Origin of the sequence: Kangiella taiwanensis (genome assembly GCF_020005165.1) — a bacterium.
Taxonomy (GTDB): Bacteria; Pseudomonadota; Gammaproteobacteria; order Enterobacterales; family Kangiellaceae; genus Kangiella; species Kangiella taiwanensis.
Window position 1 is genome coordinate 18,551 of record NZ_JAHCLT010000003.1, and the last position, 17,305, is coordinate 35,855.

Here is a 17,305-nt window from a genome sequence, read left to right on the forward strand (position 1 = left end):
GGTTGATACTTTTTACAGGGTATCGTAACTGATTTCTAACGCATCTTTCGGATCAACGTACTCAAAGCCTAGGTTCTCTGCTACTGATTTTTCAGTAACTTTCCCTTTGTAGACATTCAGACCATTCAACAAGTGCGGATCACGAGCTAGCGCTTCGTGGTAGCCTTTATTCGCGATGGTGATAATGTATGGCAGGGTTACGTTATTCAATGCGAAGGTTGATGTGCGCGGTACAGCGCCAGGCATGTTGGCAACACAATAGTGAACAACATCATGCATGATATAAGTAGGCTCTGCGTGAGTTGTTGCCTTAGAGGTTGCGAAACAACCGCCTTGGTCAATAGCTACGTCCACTAATACAGAGCCAGGTTTCATGTTTTTGACCATGTCTTCTGTAACCAGCTTTGGAGCTGCTGCACCTGGAATTAATACGCCGCCGATAACCAAATCTGCTGTAGTTACTTCTTGCTCAAGCGATTCTTGGCTTGAGAATACCGTTTCAACGCGAGAACCAAATTCTGCTGTGACACGACGTAGGGCGTCAACGTTGCGATCGAGAACAACGACTCGAGCGCCAAGACCAACGGCCATGCGGATAGCGTTACTACCAACAACACCAGCCCCAATAACAACACACTTAGCTGGAGATACGCCCGGAACACCGCCTAATAGCATACCTAGACCACCGCGAGACTTCTCAAGGCATTGAGCGCCTGCTTGGATAGACATACGGCCAGCAACTTCAGACATCGGTGCTAATAGTGGTAAACCACCTGTACGGCCAGTAACTGTTTCATACGCAATACAAATAGCGCCTGAATCAACCAAATCTTGAGTTTGTGGCATATCTGGAGCAAGGTGCAGGTATGTAAATAGAATTTGGTCTTTACGTAAACGTTTACGCTCTTCAGCCAAAGGTTCTTTGACCTTGACGATCATTTCAGCTTTCGCGAATACCTCTTCTGCAGTATCCACAACAGTAGCGCCAGCTGCGACATAATCGTCGTCAGTAAAGCCGATGCCAGCACCAGCATTAGTCTCGACGATAACCTCGTGACCATGCGCGATAACTTCACGAACACTGCCCGGTACCATACCTGCGCGGTACTCGTGATTTTTGATTTCTTTAGGTACACCGATCAACATAATATTGCTCCAAATTGACGGTTGAATTAAGCCCTTTGAGGGGTAGTAAAAATCGCTATTATAATGCTGTTTATCCAGTTTTATTTGCTAATGTTTGGCTTTTTGTAGTATAAATATCTGTATTAGTTAAAAAAACAGTGTTTTTATTCTGTGAAAGTTAAAAGTTCAAACAAGCAAATTCTTGACCGTATTGACCGCCGAATTCTTCGTGAATTACAGGCTAATGGTCGGATCTCTAATGTAGAGTTGGCTAAATTGGTTGGCTTAAGTGCAACGCCTTGTTTGGAGCGTGTGAAAAGGCTTGAGCAGGATGGTTTTATTGAAGGTTATTCGGCGAAATTAAATCCAAAGAAACTGTCAGCATCATTGCTGGTATTTGCTGAAATTAGATTGATGCACACTTCGCCACACATGTTTACTGAGTTCAATAATGCGGTGGCCAATATTCCAGAAATATTAGAGTGCCATTTGGTGTCTGGCGATTTCGACTATTTGGTTAAAGCGCGCGTTGGGGACATGCAGGCATATCGTAAATTGTTGGGCGAAACCTTGTTGAAGTTGCCGGGTGTCAGGGCTTCACGCTCATATATGGTGATGGAAGAGGTCAAAGAAACCAGTTTGTTGCCAATTTCTGACCAAAAATCAAATGATTAATGTCAACTTTATGCGCAATTATGCTTCGTTAGCGTTTTTGCATTATGGTGCTTGAGATAGCTGTAACTTCGATTAGAATGGGTAGTAGGTAGCGATTAGGATAATATTTTGAGTAAAATTAAAACAAAACAAGCTGCAACGAAGAAAAAAGATACTCAGTTAGATTCAAAGGCAATACTCCGTAAAAGACTTAGCGAAGGCGGGATGATCATCCTGGTTACGATTGCTTTGTTTTTGCTGTTGGCTTTGCTGAGCTATAACCCGAATGATCCCGGTTCTTTTACCAACGGTAGCGGTGCGCCTGTGCAAAACGCGGCAGGTAAGGGTGGAGCATGGTTCGCAGACTTTTTCCTACATCTGTTCGGTTATCTGGCTTACTTGATTCCATTGGTCGTTGCTTACTTTGGCTACCTTGTCTATAGCGAACGCAAAGAAGATGTTTCTCACCCTAAAAGCTTTTGGCTCATTAAAAGTGTTGGCTTGGTAATCGCTATCATTGCAGGTGCGGGCTTGCTCTATCAGCATTTTGGCGATCGTTGTGTTGCAGGCATGGAAGTGTGTCAGCAACAAACGGACATTGTATATTTCTCGGGAGGAATTTTAGGTAAAGCCATTGTGGGCCTTATTATTGGTTCTTTGGGGCTTTACGGTACTACTTTGATCTTGCTGGCGCTATTCCTGTCAGGTGTCACTCTCTTCACAGGGATTTCATGGCTTAAAATCATGGACGCTGTGGGCAGCTGGACTATCAATAGTTTCAACAATTTCAGAGCTTGGTATGCGTCGTTTAAGGAAAAGAAACAAGAAGCCAAAGAAGTGAAACAGGTGGTGGTGAAGCGAAAAGAAGCCATCAAGCAAGAAAAAACCAAAAGAGAAACACGAAAGCCGGTCAAAATTGAACCGAAAGTTGCCTCGGTTCCTCCAAGCGCGACAGTGGAAAAGAAAACACGGCAGAAGCCATTATTCGAAGGTGCAGGCGAAGGCCCTTTGCCCAGAATGGAGCTGTTGGACGAGCCTGAACCGCCAAAGAATCATTATTCGGAAGAAGCGCTTGAGGCGATGTCTCGCCTAGTCGAATTGAAGCTCAAAGACTTTAATGTTGATGCCGAAGTGATGGAAGTTCACCCTGGTCCTGTGATCACTCGGTTCGAACTCGAGCTAGCACCAGGCGTTAAGGTCAGTAAGATTTCGAATCTGGCGAAAGACTTAGCTCGTTCATTATCGACTATCTCTGTGCGAGTGGTTGAAGTCATTCCTGGGAAAACTTACATCGGTATTGAGATACCTAATGAAAGCCGTGAGATTGTTCGACTTCGTGAAGTTCTTGCGTGTGATGAATTTGAAAAGTCTAAATCACCATTGAGTATGGCGCTGGGTAAGGATATCGCTGGTAATCCTGTGGTGGTTAATATGGCTAAGATGCCGCATTTACTGGTTGCTGGTACAACGGGCTCAGGTAAATCCGTCGGTGTGAACGCCATGATCATCAGTATGCTCTATAAGTCATCGCCTGAAGATTTACGCATGATCATGATTGACCCTAAGATGCTTGAGTTGAGTGTTTATGAAGGGATCCCGCACCTATTGTGTGAAGTGGTCACGGATATGAAGGACGCGGCGAATGCATTACGTTGGTCTGTTGGTGAAATGGAGCGTCGTTATCGTTTAATGTCGGCGTTAGGTGTGCGTAATCTTGCGGGCTTCAATAAGAAAGTTAAAGATGCTATCAAGGCTGGCGAGCCAATTAAAGATCCATTATGGCAACCGACGGATGATTTAGAAGAAGCGCCGCCAACATTGGATAAGTTACCGTCAATAGTGATTGTGATTGATGAGCTAGCTGACATGATGATGATTGTCGGCAAAAAAGTTGAAGAATTAATCGCGCGTATTGCACAAAAAGCGCGTGCTGCAGGTATCCACTTGATACTGGCGACACAGCGTCCATCGGTAGATGTTATCACCGGCTTGATTAAAGCGAATATCCCGTCTCGTATCGGTTTCCAGGTATCCTCAAAGATTGATTCACGAACCGTGCTTGATCAGACAGGTGCCGAGCAACTTCTCGGCATGGGTGACATGCTGTACTTACCGGGTGGTAGCAATATTCCGACCCGTGTTCATGGTGCCTTTGTTGATGATGATGAAGTACATCGAGTAGTCGAAGATTGGAAACAACGCGGTGAGCCAGACTATATCGAAGAGGTGATCAGCGGGACTTCCGAAGTGCCAGTGCCAGGCATGCCGGGAATGGACGGTGGTGATAGCGAGCAAGATGAATTGTTTGACCAAGCGGTTGCCATTGTGACAGAAAGTCGTCGTGCCTCAATTTCAGGTATCCAGCGTCGCTTAAAGATTGGCTATAACCGAGCCGCGCGTATGGTTGAGGCTATGGAGGCTGCGGGTATTGTGTCGGAGATGGGCAGTAACGGGGCGAGGGAGGTGTTAGCGCCGCCACCGCCTAAAGACTAATTCAGCTAGTTTGTTTGGCAATACTTTGTTGTAACTTATTTTTTGCTTCGTCATTTACTGCATGTAAACTCCTAGCAAAAAATAAGTTACGCCGCGTCTTGCCAGCACCACTAACGCTGAATCTGTACTAAACTGTTTTCGTTAACGCTCAAAACCAAATGTGCAGTTTTAGGCCACTAACGCTGAATCTGCACTGGGCTGTTTCGTTAATGATTCTAAGCTCCATAACTGGCTCTATGCCTCTAAACAACAAAATTGTTAAGTCAAAATTCAGCCTTGGGGCTGTATAACAGTAAACAATAAATAAAAGCTTTTAAGGTTTTATATGAAAACGTTATTTGAACAAGCCGTTAGAATTTTAACGCTGGGAATCAGTTTATTAGTTGCTAGTTTGAATGTTCAAGCTGATGCAGCTCACAAGCTGCAAGAAAAGCTACAGAATATCAATACGTACAAAGCGGCTTTCACCCAAGAAATTCGTGATGAGTTTAATACGGTGCTAGATCGTTCGTCGGGCTCTTTCGAACTGCAACGTCCTAAACAGTTTCGCTGGGTTGTGTCAGATCCCTACGAGCAAGAAATTGTCGCGGATGGAGAGAGCTTGTGGCAGTTTGACCGTGATATTGAACAAATCAATGTATCGGGGCTTGATGAAAGCTTAGAAACGACACCTGCCGCTATCCTGACCAAAGAGCAGGTTGATATCGTTGATAATTATAATGTTGCCGAAATAGCGTCTGAAACGGAAGATTCTTTGTTGTTCCAGTTGAGTTCTAAAGCTGATGACGCTTTATTTGAGCGCTTGCTTATTGAGTTTAAAGGGGATGATCTGGTGGCCTTACAGGTTAATGACAACCTTGGTCAGAGCACCCTAATTGAATTCTCTGAAGTTAACCTTGAACCAGAATTCGAAGAAGGGCATTTTAGCTTTGAAATCCCTGAAGGTGTTGATGTTATTGATAATCGTGAAAAAGTCGCGGACAATGCTGATAAACCTTAGCGATTTATGCGACTTACATGAGTCAACAGGACCAATTATTTAACGACTCACATGTTTATGTCCCCTTGGCCGACCGTATGCGCCCTCAGAATATTGAGGACTATGTTGGTCAAGAGCATTTACTGGCGCCTGGAAAACCTCTTTTTCAGGCCATAGAAGCCCAAAAACCTTTCTCGATGATTTTCTGGGGCCCTCCCGGCACTGGGAAAACCACCTTAGCTCGATTAATCGCCAATACTTCAAACGCACACTTTATTACTATCTCAGCAGTGTTAGCTGGCGTAAAAGATATTCGAGCAGCAGTTGAGGAAGCGAAACAATACCAAGCGCAGGGCAAGCAAACCTTACTGTTTGTTGATGAGGTTCATCGTTTCAATAAAGCGCAGCAAGATGCTTTTTTACCTTATGTGGAAAATGGCACCGTGACTTTTATTGGGGCCACCACTGAAAATCCGTCGTTCGAGCTAAACAATGCATTGTTATCGCGAGCAAGAGTCTTTGTTCTCAAAGACTTATCCAGCTCGGCGCTACGAAAACTACTAGATCGTGCGCTTAAAGATGAAAAACAAGGCCTTGGCGCCACTGGGCTGAATGTCGAAGAGGATGCAGCTGAAATACTCATCCAGGCTGCTGATGGTGACGGTCGCAGACTGTTAAATTTTCTTGAGTTAGCCTCCGAATTAGCGCAGGCTGATAATGACGAAGCGCCATTGATCAACCAAAAAATCCTTGAGGAAACTTTAACTCAGTCCCTGAGGCGTTTTGACAAAGGTGGTGAGCACTTTTATGACCAAATTTCAGCGCTTCATAAGTCTGTTCGTGGCAGTGACCCTAACGCCGCTTTGTATTGGTACTGCCGAATGCTAGATGGGGGCTGTGATCCGCTGTATGTGGCTCGCCGTGTGGTCAGGATGGCCAGTGAAGATATTGGAAACGCTGACCCTCGTGGTTTAACCCTGGCGCTTAATGCTTGGGATGTACAAGAGCGTCTTGGGAGTCCAGAGGGAGAATTGACGATTGCACAAGCGATCTTGTACTTAGCCTGCGCACCCAAAAGTAATGCTGTGTATAACGCTTACAATCAAGCGCGCAAAGATGTCAGTAATGAGCCAACTTATGAAGTGCCGATGCATATTCGAAACGCTCCAACCAGTCTGATGAAAGACTTGGAGTATGGTAAAGGGTATCGTTACGATCATAATGAACCAGATGCATTTTCGGCAGGACAGGAGTATTTTCCGGAAGAAAAAATGCCAGCTGAGTACTATCAGCCTGTGCCGCGTGGTTTGGAAAAGAAAATTGCTGAAAAAATGGCGTGGCTACAACAACGAACAGAAGAAGCACTTAAGAGGAGTTAGCTAAGGTATGAACTGGGCAGTTATAGTAGCTATAGGTCTGGGCGGTGCTTTCGGTGCTATTACGCGCTTCAAAATTCGTGATTTTTCACAGTGGTTATTCGGTGAGCAGTTTCTATACGGTACCTTGATTGCAAATGTTGTGGGCTGCTTCGTTGCTGGTTTTTTGCTCAGTTATTGGCAGAATGCTCAGGTTTCGATGACCCTTAAAGAGGGCATTATGATTGGCTTCTTGGGAGCCCTAACCACCTTTTCGACATTCTCACTAGAAACGATGTACCTGTTGCAACAACAAGTTTGGCTAAAAGCCGGCATGAATATTCTTGGAAATTTAGTACTTTGCCTGCTTTTCGTGTTTGTTGGCGCTTGGCTTGGTGGTAGAATGTCGGGCTAATAATTCATAGGACTATTAAATTCTAATGCTTGATCCAAAACTATTACGTAACGACATTGACGCAGTCGCAGCAAACTTAGCCAAACGCGGGTTTGAGCTGGACGTTGCAACGTATCAAAAACTTGAAGATGAGCGTAAGCAAATTCAAGTGGAAACTCAGGAATTACAAAACGAGCGTAATACGAGTTCCAAGTCTATCGGTCAAGCTAAAGCTCGTGGTGAAGATATCCAGCCTTTATTAGACCAAGTTGCTGACCTAGGAAAGAAATTAGATGCCGGAAAAGAGCGTCTTAATGAGGTTATGGCGCAGCTTGATGATATGCTGGCTGGTATTCCTAACCTGTTAGATGAGTCTGTTCCCGAAGGTAAAGACGAAAACGATAACGTAGAAGTTAGGCAGTGGGGGACACCAAGGGATTTCTCTTTTGAACCAAAAGACCACGTAGAAGTGGGTGAAAACCTTAACGGTATCGATTTTGCTAGTGCTGCCAAAATTTCAGCAAGTCGCTTTGTGATTAAGCGTGGTATTGTGGCCAAGCTTCATCGTGCTTTGATACAGATGATGCTCGATCTGCATACAAAAGAGCATGGTTATGAAGAAATCTATGTGCCGTACCTAGTTAATGCTGAAAGTTTGACTGGGACGGGGCAGTTACCAAAGTTCGAAGAGGACTTGTTCAAAGCCCAAGGCAAGAACCAAGACGGCAAGCAACTTTACATGATCCCAACGGCTGAAGTACCTGTGACGAACATGGTGCGGGATGAAATCATTGAGGCAGATGAGCTACCTATGAAGTTCACTGCACACACACCATGCTTTAGAAGTGAAGCGGGATCGTATGGGCGTGATGTCCGTGGCTTGATTCGTTTGCACCAGTTTGAAAAGGTTGAGTTGGTGCATATGACTAAGCCTCAAGACTCTATGCAAGCGCTTGAAGAGTTAATTGGTCATGCCGAGAAGGTGTTGCAGCTGCTTGAGCTTCCGTATCGAGTCGTTAATTTATGTTCAGGCGATATTGGTTTTGGTGCGACCAAGACCTACGATATTGAAGTTTGGCTGCCAAGCCAAAATACTTACCGCGAAATCTCTTCGTGCAGTAATACGGGTGACTTTCAAGCACGTCGTATGCAGGCGCGCTGGAGAAACCCTGAAACCGGTAAGCCGGAGTTGCTACATACTTTGAATGGCTCTGGTTTGGCTGTAGGGCGTACGTTAGTCGCTATTTTGGAGAACTACCAGAATGAAGATGGCACCATAGATATTCCCGATGCTTTAAAGCCTTACATGAGTTAAAAGAAAAAGCTGCCTTGTGCAGCTTTTTTTATGTATGCCCAAAAACTGGGCAGTAAAACATAAGAAGCTAGCTTGATTTTACAAAAAACTCCTTATGATAGAATAATTTAGCGACGTAAAGTGATACACTGATTATCAATATTGAAGCAATACATGACTTTTAAGGAACTAAAATACTTTTGATGAAACGCTACTTTGGCCTAATACTGTTACTGTTTATACTAGGCATATCAGTGCCTCCTGCCTCTCTTTATGCTGCCTCTAATCAAGACCCTCTCAATTTACTCAATGACAAACAAGACTCGGCAGATAAAACTCCCAATATTCGAGATTTAAGTAGTCGTTGGTGGAATCAGTATAAAGAATTAGAAGAAGCTAAAACGTTCGAAGACCAGTTCCAAAAATTCATAAAAAAACTAGAGTCTGCTGTTAATGAGGTAGAAGGGGAGCAACGAGGTGAATTATTAGAGCGAATAGCGATTATTCGGAACCTTGCACAAGAGTACAAAAAGCTTAAATACTCCAAGAAAAATGACCTCGATATACCCAAAGCGTTAATTCTCAAAGAGACCTACAGTGTTAAAGACTATTTAGAAGTAAACCAACTTCGACTGCAGGTAGACTTTTTGCTTAAACAAACGCAAGAAGAGATTAGCCGAGTAACGGATAGTATTGGGCAAACATCGAACACACTGGATGTTCTCAAGGTTTCATACCTTAATAGTGATGCCGGTAGTGTTGAGCAACTATCGATAGTATTAAACTGGATTAACAGTCAACTCAGCAAAGTTATTGAAGAACAACTTTTAGCTAACCTTAAAAGTCGTGAGGATAGTTTAAACACTGAGTATGAAAGCTTGGAGAGTACTCTTGAAGAGGCTCGTCAGAGAATTTCATTTGAGCCTTACCCGCAAGAAGAAAGAGAAAAGCTTCAACAAGAAAAAGAAGAACTGGATGAGGATCTCAAGCAGCTCAATTTAAAGTTAAGTCGTGATATCTCCGAAACGAGCATAGGATTTACTAGCTATGAAATTTTAAAGCTAGATTTGGCGCTGTCTTTACTGGCTTATCACGAAGTATTACTTAAAATTCAACGTGCTGATGATCAAGATCGGTTAGCTGCTATTAGCTTACTTGAAGAAGGAGACAAGCCCGATTTAGACGAATTGCGAAATCTTATCGCGGGCTCAGAGCGAGCGATTCAATTAGCTGAGGATGAGGTAACAAAAGCTGAGACCTTAGCTAGGGACACATTACTGTCTTCAGACATTAACTTAAGGCAGCAAACCACGGAAGAGAAGCAAAACCTACAAAGGTTATCAGATGAGCGACGACGTAAGGCTCAGCAGTTACTACGGGCCATGTCTGACGTCAGAATCACGATTAGCGATAACGAATTACTCTTATCCCTTTTAAAGGATATCGAAGATAAACAACAAACGGGGCTCAACAAAACTTGGGACTCAATCAAAGAGTTTACTGAGCAGGCCTGGGATTCCGCTGTGAAGTTGGTAAACAGACCTTTATTTAGCATTAACGAACGCCCAATCACACTATTGCCGCTGATTAATCTCTGCTTCATCATTTTAATTGGTTATCTTGTTTCTAAGCTGGTCAGCTTCCTTGTTCATCGATTTGAAAAGAAGCACAAAATTAAAAACAGCTCGTCGTTGTATTTATTACACAGACTGATTCACTACCTGATTATCTTTATTGCAGCAGTCGCCGGCTTTAGCGCACTAGGGTTAAACCTTAGCAATTTAACCTTAATTGCTGGTGCACTATCGGTTGGTATCGGCTTTGGTTTACAGAATTTAGTTAGTAACTTCGTGTCGGGTTTAACCATCATGTTCGAGAAAACGCTCAAAGTGGGCGATTATATCGAACTTGAAGACGGTACAACCGGGCAGGTTCGTGAGATTAAAACTCGTAGCACTCGGATTAACACCAATGACAACATTGATGTAATTATTCCGAATTCATACATGGTGACGAACATTGTGACCAACTGGACGCTCAAAGAGTCAACCCGACGAGTTCGTATTCCATTTGGCGTTGCATACGGTACAGATAAAGAAATCGTTAAAAAAGCAGCGATAGAAGCGGCTAATAATGTCCAGTACACGTTAAAAAATATTCCTGGCAAAGAGCCTGATGTCTGGTTAACTGACTTTGGTGACAACAGTGTCAACTTTTTGTTATTGGTGTGGGTTGCGCATTATGGCGTCAGACGCCCGACGAGGATCAGCAGTATTTACATGTGGGAGCTTGATACAGCGTTTAAAAAGTACGGTATTGAAATTCCTTTCCCACAACGCGATGTGCACCTGAATATTGTTAACGATGAAGATAAGCAGTCTTTGCCTTTACAGTCGGTTACAGGTGAGTCGCTACCTTTAAAAGATGCTAAAGAATCAAAAAAAGACGATAAGAAATAACTCAAAGAGGTGATAATGAAAATTAAATATTTATTAGCAGTTATCGTTGGTTTATGGCTACCTAATGTTGCAGGCGCATCAGCTTTAAAAGCTTTTGTGGGTGGTACTCTGGTCGATGGCACGGGTGGCAATGTCATCCATGACAGTGTGATCCTAGTTAAGGACGAACGAATTGTTGCTGTTGGTACTGAGCAGAGCTTAGCCGTACCTGATGGTTATGAAACGATTTCTACAGAAGGAATGACGGTATTGCCTGGGTTGTGGGATATGCATGTCCACCTGATGATTAATGGCCATTCAGACTACGCTTACTGGGACAAAGCTTATATCGACAAGCTTGGCAGTGAAATCATGCCCGCATCAGCTGAGCAACTCTTGTTGGCTGGGGTTACAAGTGCGCGTGATTTAGGAGCTCCGCTTGATGAGTCAAAATCGATTAAAGAACGTATTGCTTCTGGAGAACTAAGTGGACCTAGAATGTTTATGTCAGGTCCATTTCTGCAACACCAACCTTACCCTGGAACAGAAGCTTTCCGCTGGGGTGTTTCTAGCGAGCGAGATGCCAGAAAGAAAGTTCGTCAGTTAAAAGAAGCCGGAATGGATGTTGTTAAGTTGATTGATCACGACGTCATGCCGCTGTCCCATGCCAAAGCAATTGTGGATGAAGCTCATAAGCAAAGTATGAAGGTAGTAGGCCATTCTCACAAGCCTGATGAGATCCGTATCGGCTTAAAGATTGGTGTTGATAACTTCGAGCATACTGGATTAACTACAGCGCCAGAATATCCTGATGACATTATGGAAATGTTGAAGGAAAGAACGGCTAAAGGGCGTATCAGTGGTGGACCACTATATTGGACACCAACCGTTGAGGGACTTTGGAACTACGAATACACACGTAAGAATTCTGAGGAGTTGGATAATCAGTGCTGGAAACGTGGCTTAACAAAAGAGACCGTTGCCGATATTGAACAGTCGATACAACATCCAGAGCGACTTGACTACATGCAGTTAACACCAAAACGTAAGCCAACATTAAAAACAAAGTTTAATCAATTACGCAACTCTGGTGCTATTTTATTGGTCGGTACTGATAGCGGTATACCGATGAAGTTTCATTGTCAATCCACATGGCATGAGCTACAAGTATGGGTAGATGTCTTTGATGTTCCAGTGATGGAAGCTATTCAGGCGGCTACCTATTGGCCTGCAAAGTTCATGGGCGTTGACAAAGACATAGGAACGATTGTTCCTGGCAAGTACGCAGATATCATTGCGGTTAAAGGTGATGCTTTGAAATACATCAATCTTTTGCAACATGTCGATCTTGTTGTTAAAGGCGGCACCATTTATAAACAGAATGGTATTCCAAAGGAAGAAAATCTAACACGCCAATATCCGCAAAGTTAAAAATTAATCCATGATGTAGAATAGGCCGGGACTCCCGGCCTTTTTTATAGCTCTCTTAATAAACTTTCTGTGGTCTCCCAGCTGATGCAGCTATCAGTAATGGATTGTCCATAAACCATGTTGTTGGACAGTTTTTGATTGCCTTCAACGAGATGGCTTTCCAGCATGATCCCTTTAATGCTTGAGTTGCCATCTTTTATTTGCTTGATAACATCTTTAGCAACCCCCGGCTGTTTAGTGAAGTCTTTACTTGAGTTGCCATGGCTTGCGTCAATAATAATACGAGGTGTTATGTTAGCTTTTTCTAAATTCGAGATGCACTGGGTCACGCTTTGCTTATCATAGTTAGGCGTTTTACCACCGCGTAAAATGATATGTGAGTAAGGGTTTCCATTGGTATGTAAGAGTGCAGTATTCCCACCGTTATCAATACCAATAAAGGTATGTGGTGATTGTGCGCTTATAATGGCGTTGACCGCAGCAGTCAATGAACCATCGGTACTGTTCTTGAATCCAACAGGCATCGATAATCCTGAAGCCATTTCTCGGTGTGTTTGTGACTCTGTGGTTCTAGCACCGATAGCTGACCAGCTAATCAAATCAGCAATATATTGTGGGGTTACCGGATCTAATGCTTCAGTGGCAGTAGGCAAGCCTAACTCTGCGATCCATGCCAGTAACTCCCGTCCTTTTGTTAGACCAAGATTCATATCATTTGTGCCGTCAAGGTTTGGGTCGTTGATTAAACCCTTCCAGCCCACATTGGTTCTTGGTTTTTCAAAATAGGTGCGCATAACAATGTACAACTTGTCTGATAGTTCATCATGGAGTTTCTTTAACCGTTGTGCGTACTCTTTGGCGCTTTCCAAATCGTGAATTGAGCAAGGTCCTGCAATAATTAATGTTCGATTATCCCTACCGTCTAAAATATCTTGAATCGTGTTACGGCCTTTGATGACTGTATTAGCGGCTTTTTCAGTCAAAGGGATTTTAATCTTGAGTGCCTCTGGAGTTAGTAACAGATCGAGGCGGTTAATATTGGTATTGTTGATAGTGTTATTTTTTGAAGACATGGTAGTAACCCTTAAAGTGCATTGAATTGATTGCTTAACGCATGACGATCAAGTTTAGTCGCCAAAATATCATGCATTGGATAGCTGCCCAGTACCGTTACTTCTGAAGCCAAGTGCTTAAGTTCGCTGATGGCCTTTTCAATAATCAGATCGGAAGCATTACCTTCAAAATCAATATAGAACAGTTCCTGCCATGGTTTCGTTGGGATAGGGCGAGACTCAAGTTTAGTCATATTGATACCGTGATTTTTAAATACCTGCAAACAATCGAGAAGGGCGCCCGGCTTTTGTGGTGTTTGCAACGTTATAGTGGTTTTCGCCGGAATGGCGCTAGGCACATCAATATCTTTTTTAGCAACAAATAGGAACCGAGTGTAATTTTCTTGGTAGTTATTGATACCGTAGCTGAGTACTTCGAGTCCTGAGTTTTCTGCTGCTTGTTCGCTAGCGATAGCTGCAATGCTTGGATTTTGGTATTCAGCAACGAGCTTTAGCGCAGAGCTGGTGCTACTACGAAAGTGACTATTAATTGTGGGGTGCTGGTTAAAGAAGCTTTTACACTGAGCGATAGCTTGTGGGTGTGAGTACACATCTTTTATATCACTGATGGTTGCGCCTTTGGTCGCTACAAGACAATGTTTGACCTTGAGCTTTTCTTCTCCAACGATTTTAAGCTGATACTGTAGTAGCAGATCATAAACTTCTGTGATGTTGCCTGCCGTGGTATTTTCGATAGGGACGATACCCAAGTCAGCATCTCCAGATTCGATTGCCTTGAAAATAGATAGGAAGCTTGGGCAATGCTCAGGATTAAACCGACGTTTCTTGGTAGAGAAGTGCTGTTGGGCTGCAATATGGCTATAGGAATCTGGCTCACCAAGCACAGCCAATTTTAAGGGGGCTAAATCCTCAGGGTTAGTGTTTTCTAAGAAAAAATCATACTGGCTACGAACAGAGTCCTCGATAATATTATGAAATAAGCTAAGGGTGACACAGGGATCGATACCAAGATCTTTACCTTTCGCAGTTAAGTTGCTCAGTAGGTTTTTTTCCTGGGCTTGATCTCTTACTTTTCGATTCGCTGCCAGTTTGTTGGCGGCGACGGCTAGACTGAGTTTACGGCGCTCAGCAAAGACTTTTAGCAACTCTTCGTCAAGTCGGCCTATTGACTGACGAAGGTTATCCAGTCCTTGTGCGCCTTCTGTAGCTATAGTGTGTTGTTCAATCATTGTTCTATCCCGTTGATTCAAAAATAATTTTAGGCAAAAAAAAACCTCCCAGTGGGGAGGTTTTTGTGTTGTTCGTTTTACTTTTTTCTAGGCAAACACAGCTCCTCCCGGTGACTTTGGAGTAAAAAAGTAAAAATAATATTGCTGTGCTTGAATGTTCATGTCTCTGATAATAGCGTTATTGTTAAAAATAAGTCAATGTCTATTTGGTTATATCAAACCTATGAACAGATGCCAACATCTAGGTGCTGTAAAAGTGTTTTGAATAACTGTATCCTAACGACATCTGATGACATCAATCAAATCCTAGAGTGGATACATGATAATCTTTTACTACGTAGCATCTTTAATAACACTTGTTCTCATCATATATGCAGGTTATTTACTATTAAAGCTGAGAAAGCAGAAAGCCCAACAAAAAATTGCACATGCGGCGTTAGCTAAGAAACGGCAGGACCAGATGATTTCGGTCGTTGAGAGTATTGTGGATATATCAAAAGCCATGCAGCAAGAACAGTGCCCAACTATTGAAGGATGTGTTCGTTTAAAAGTTTTGATTGATCAGTTGCGTTTAAGCGAAGAAGAAAGGAAACCATTCGAGGTTTATTACACTGTTTACGATAAAACCGCTCATATCCCGACTCATCAAGCTTGGACTGATTTAGAGAAGCGACAGCAAATGAAGTTCACTAGAGATATGATGCTGATCGAGCAGGAGTATCAGGCCGAAATAAAGGCTGTTGTTGATAATACAGTTGAGCACTTTAAGGCTAAGTCTGAGCTACTTAAGTCTCAGTAAATGGCGCACCCGGCAGGAGTCGAACCTGCGGCCTTCGCCTCCGGAGGGCGACGCTCTATCCAACTGAGCTACGGGTGCATATTTTTTTCAGTGTTCACCAGTAAGTTCACTCATAACCGATGATCCTTGTTGGAGCTTCGCTCCAAACCCAACTGTACCCTTGCTTTCTTCGAAAGCGGGGCCAGCTACGGGTGCATATTATATTCAGTGCTCACCAGTAAGTTCACTCTTAACCGATGAACCTTGTTGGAGCTTCGCTCCAAATCCAACTGTACCCTTGCTTTCTTTGAAAGCGGGGCAGACCCAACTACGGATGACCAACTAAGTCGGCGGTATTCTGACAAGTCTTGGTTTTTTAATCAAGTTAAAAAGCGCAAGGCGCTTGAGCTGTAACAAGCTTTCCTGTCTTTGGATCTTTGATTGTAAGCGACTCGGCGTGTAATAAGAGTCGAGAGGCTTTGTGTTCTGAGCCGTTTTTGGAGTATAAATTACAGCCTAAAATAGGGTGGCCGAGCTCTAAGCAGTGTAGTCTGAGTTGGTGGCTGCGCCCAGTGACTGGTGTTAGCTTCAGTCGCGTTCGCTTGTTGCTGGTATCTCTGTCAAGGACATGCCACTCGGTGATCGCTTTTTTACCGTCTTCAAAGTCAATTTTTTGTTTTGGGCGATTTGGCCAGTCTGCAATCATAGGTAAGTCGATAACGCCATTATCGTCTTCTACGATACCGTCTACCACGGCAATGTAATGTTTATGTGTTTCACGGTGTTCGAATTGTCGGCTGATTTCTCGGTGAGCCATTTTGCTTAGCGCGATAATCATGATGCCTGATGTGGCCATATCCAAGCGGTGGACGACAGTGGCAGTTTGCGATTTTGGATGTTGCTGTAAGCGTGTGATGAGACAGTCTTTATTTTCTTCATGACGACCTGGGATGGTTAATAATCCAGCAGGCTTCGCCACAAACAAGAAATGCTTGTTTGGTTTTATAATTCTGACTGGTGCAGGACAGAATGGGACAACGTGGTAATCTTTGTGGCTCATCGTGTTATGTCTTGTTTTTGTGGAGCGGTTTCTGCGCAATCATGAAGGCGCGTTTAGGCGCTGGGTAGCCTTCAATGGTTAGGCTTTTATCCTGAGGATCTAAGTAATCTTCTAAAGATTGAAAGGTCATCCAGTCGGTTGCTCTTTGTTCTTCGGTGCTGGTTGTAGATACATTTGCGATTTGCACATCTTCTAATCCACACTTGCGCATCCAGTTTTTCAGCATGCCCGTTGTTGGTAAGAACCAAACGTTATTCATTTGTGCGTAACGATCTTTAGGAATAAGGCACTGATCATCATCGCCATCAATCACCAGGGTTTCTAACACCAGCTCTCCGCCAGGTTTTAGTAAATTCCTAAGGTGAATAATATGATCAATAGGAGAACGACGGTGGTAAAGAACGCCCATCGAAAAAATAGTGTCAAAACCCTGTTTACCCATATTCTGAGGCAGATATTCAAGCCCGACGGGTAGATAGTGTACGGGATAGTCTGATAAATATTTTTGCATGATAGCAAATTGCATTAAAAATAATTGCGAGGGGTCGATACCTAACACTAACTTAGGGTTTTGAGCGGCCATGCGCCAACAGTGATAACCATTGCCACAACCTACATCAAGAACAATTCGGTCTTCCAATGGGCTGATATGATTTTTTATACGGTCCCACTTCCAGTCTGAACGCCACTCTGTATCAATATGTTGACCAAACAGATGATAGGGCCCTTTACGCCAAGGGTGAAACTGTTTTAATAGTTGCTCTAATTTGGAAAACTCACCATCGCTAAGTTGGCCCCGACTGCCGATTGATACCTTATCAGTGATATTAATCTCATCGGGTGTAATCTCTGGCAAATCTTTCAGTAGTTGGACCCATTGAGAAATATTACCGTGGGTGTAGTCGGCCATACGTTTATGCACAGCATCTTTAAATTGCTCAACCCAAGGATGTAGTCGAGTATTATTTAAAGCATTGTAAGTATCGTTGAAACTAAACATAG

Annotated in this window: 14 protein-coding genes and 1 tRNA gene; 9 read left to right on the plus strand and 6 right to left on the minus strand. The window is 43.4% G+C overall.

Features of this window, described 5'->3' with window-relative positions; translation table 11 throughout:
• Positions 1-12: 12 nt before the first annotated feature.
• Positions 13-1,146: an alanine dehydrogenase gene (gene ald, locus KFK88_RS09330; protein ID WP_223578886.1), complete on the minus strand. Its 1,134-nt coding sequence runs from the start codon at positions 1,144-1,146 to the stop codon at positions 13-15.
• Positions 1,147-1,296: 150 nt separating this feature from the next.
• Between ald and lrp the strand changes: the two genes are divergently transcribed.
• The 8 genes from lrp (at position 1,297) to KFK88_RS09370 (ending at position 12,163) form a co-directional block, all read left to right on the plus strand.
• On the plus strand, positions 1,297-1,800 hold the full coding sequence (lrp, locus tag KFK88_RS09335) for a leucine-responsive transcriptional regulator Lrp (RefSeq protein ID WP_223578889.1): 504 nt from the start codon (positions 1,297-1,299) through the stop codon (positions 1,798-1,800).
• A gap of 117 nt (positions 1,801-1,917) precedes the next feature.
• On the plus strand, positions 1,918-4,272 hold the full coding sequence (locus KFK88_RS09340) for a DNA translocase FtsK (RefSeq protein WP_345252517.1): 2,355 nt from the start codon (positions 1,918-1,920) through the stop codon (positions 4,270-4,272).
• 325 nt (positions 4,273-4,597) lie between these two features.
• Positions 4,598-5,272 carry an outer membrane lipoprotein chaperone LolA gene (gene lolA / locus KFK88_RS09345; RefSeq protein WP_223578892.1) on the plus strand — a complete coding sequence of 225 codons (675 nt, stop codon included), beginning with the start codon at positions 4,598-4,600 and terminating at the stop codon, positions 5,270-5,272.
• Positions 5,273-5,289: 17 nt separating this feature from the next.
• On the plus strand, positions 5,290-6,630 hold the full coding sequence (locus tag KFK88_RS09350; protein WP_223578894.1) for a replication-associated recombination protein A: 1,341 nt from the start codon (positions 5,290-5,292) through the stop codon (positions 6,628-6,630).
• Between the two features lie 7 nt (positions 6,631-6,637).
• Entirely contained in the window at positions 6,638-7,021 is a 384-nt protein-coding gene (crcB, locus tag KFK88_RS09355) for a fluoride efflux transporter CrcB (RefSeq protein ID WP_223578896.1), read from the plus strand.
• Positions 7,022-7,046: 25 nt separating this feature from the next.
• The gene (gene serS, locus KFK88_RS09360; RefSeq protein ID WP_223578898.1) at positions 7,047-8,315 is read left to right on the plus strand and encodes a serine--tRNA ligase; all 1,269 of its coding nucleotides are present in this window, start codon (positions 7,047-7,049) and stop codon (positions 8,313-8,315) included.
• A gap of 182 nt (positions 8,316-8,497) precedes the next feature.
• The gene (locus KFK88_RS09365) at positions 8,498-10,753 is read left to right on the plus strand and encodes a mechanosensitive ion channel domain-containing protein (RefSeq protein ID WP_223578900.1); all 2,256 of its coding nucleotides are present in this window, start codon (positions 8,498-8,500) and stop codon (positions 10,751-10,753) included.
• Between the two features lie 15 nt (positions 10,754-10,768).
• Positions 10,769-12,163 (plus strand): amidohydrolase family protein, encoded by a 1,395-nt coding sequence (locus tag KFK88_RS09370; RefSeq protein ID WP_223578903.1) that lies wholly within the window; start codon positions 10,769-10,771, stop codon positions 12,161-12,163.
• Positions 12,164-12,207: 44 nt separating this feature from the next.
• On the opposite strand, the gene KFK88_RS09375 is transcribed toward KFK88_RS09370, so the two are convergent.
• Together KFK88_RS09375 and pheA are read right to left on the minus strand one after the other, a co-directional pair.
• Entirely contained in the window at positions 12,208-13,236 is a 1,029-nt protein-coding gene (locus KFK88_RS09375) for a 3-deoxy-7-phosphoheptulonate synthase (RefSeq protein WP_223578906.1), read from the minus strand.
• An 11-nt stretch (positions 13,237-13,247) separates the two neighbouring features.
• Complete coding sequence (pheA, locus tag KFK88_RS09380) at positions 13,248-14,465, minus strand: prephenate dehydratase (RefSeq protein WP_223578909.1); 1,218 nt, start codon at positions 14,463-14,465, stop codon at positions 13,248-13,250.
• Between the two features lie 319 nt (positions 14,466-14,784).
• Here pheA and KFK88_RS09385 point away from each other — a divergent pair, with 319 nt between their 5' ends.
• Positions 14,785-15,264, plus strand: coding sequence for a DUF2489 domain-containing protein (locus KFK88_RS09385; RefSeq protein WP_223578911.1), 480 nt, complete (start codon positions 14,785-14,787; stop codon positions 15,262-15,264).
• A gap of 1 nt (position 15,265) precedes the next feature.
• On the opposite strand, the gene KFK88_RS09390 is transcribed toward KFK88_RS09385, so the two are convergent.
• From KFK88_RS09390 to cmoB, 3 genes are all read right to left on the minus strand, one after another.
• Positions 15,266-15,342: transfer RNA gene (locus KFK88_RS09390), tRNA-Arg, on the minus strand.
• A gap of 286 nt (positions 15,343-15,628) precedes the next feature.
• The gene (locus KFK88_RS09395) at positions 15,629-16,303 is read right to left on the minus strand and encodes a pseudouridine synthase (RefSeq protein ID WP_223578914.1); all 675 of its coding nucleotides are present in this window, start codon (positions 16,301-16,303) and stop codon (positions 15,629-15,631) included.
• A 4-nt stretch (positions 16,304-16,307) separates the two neighbouring features.
• Entirely contained in the window at positions 16,308-17,303 is a 996-nt protein-coding gene (gene cmoB / locus KFK88_RS09400; RefSeq protein WP_223578916.1) for a tRNA 5-methoxyuridine(34)/uridine 5-oxyacetic acid(34) synthase CmoB, read from the minus strand.
• Between the last annotated feature and the right edge of the window lie 2 nt (positions 17,304-17,305).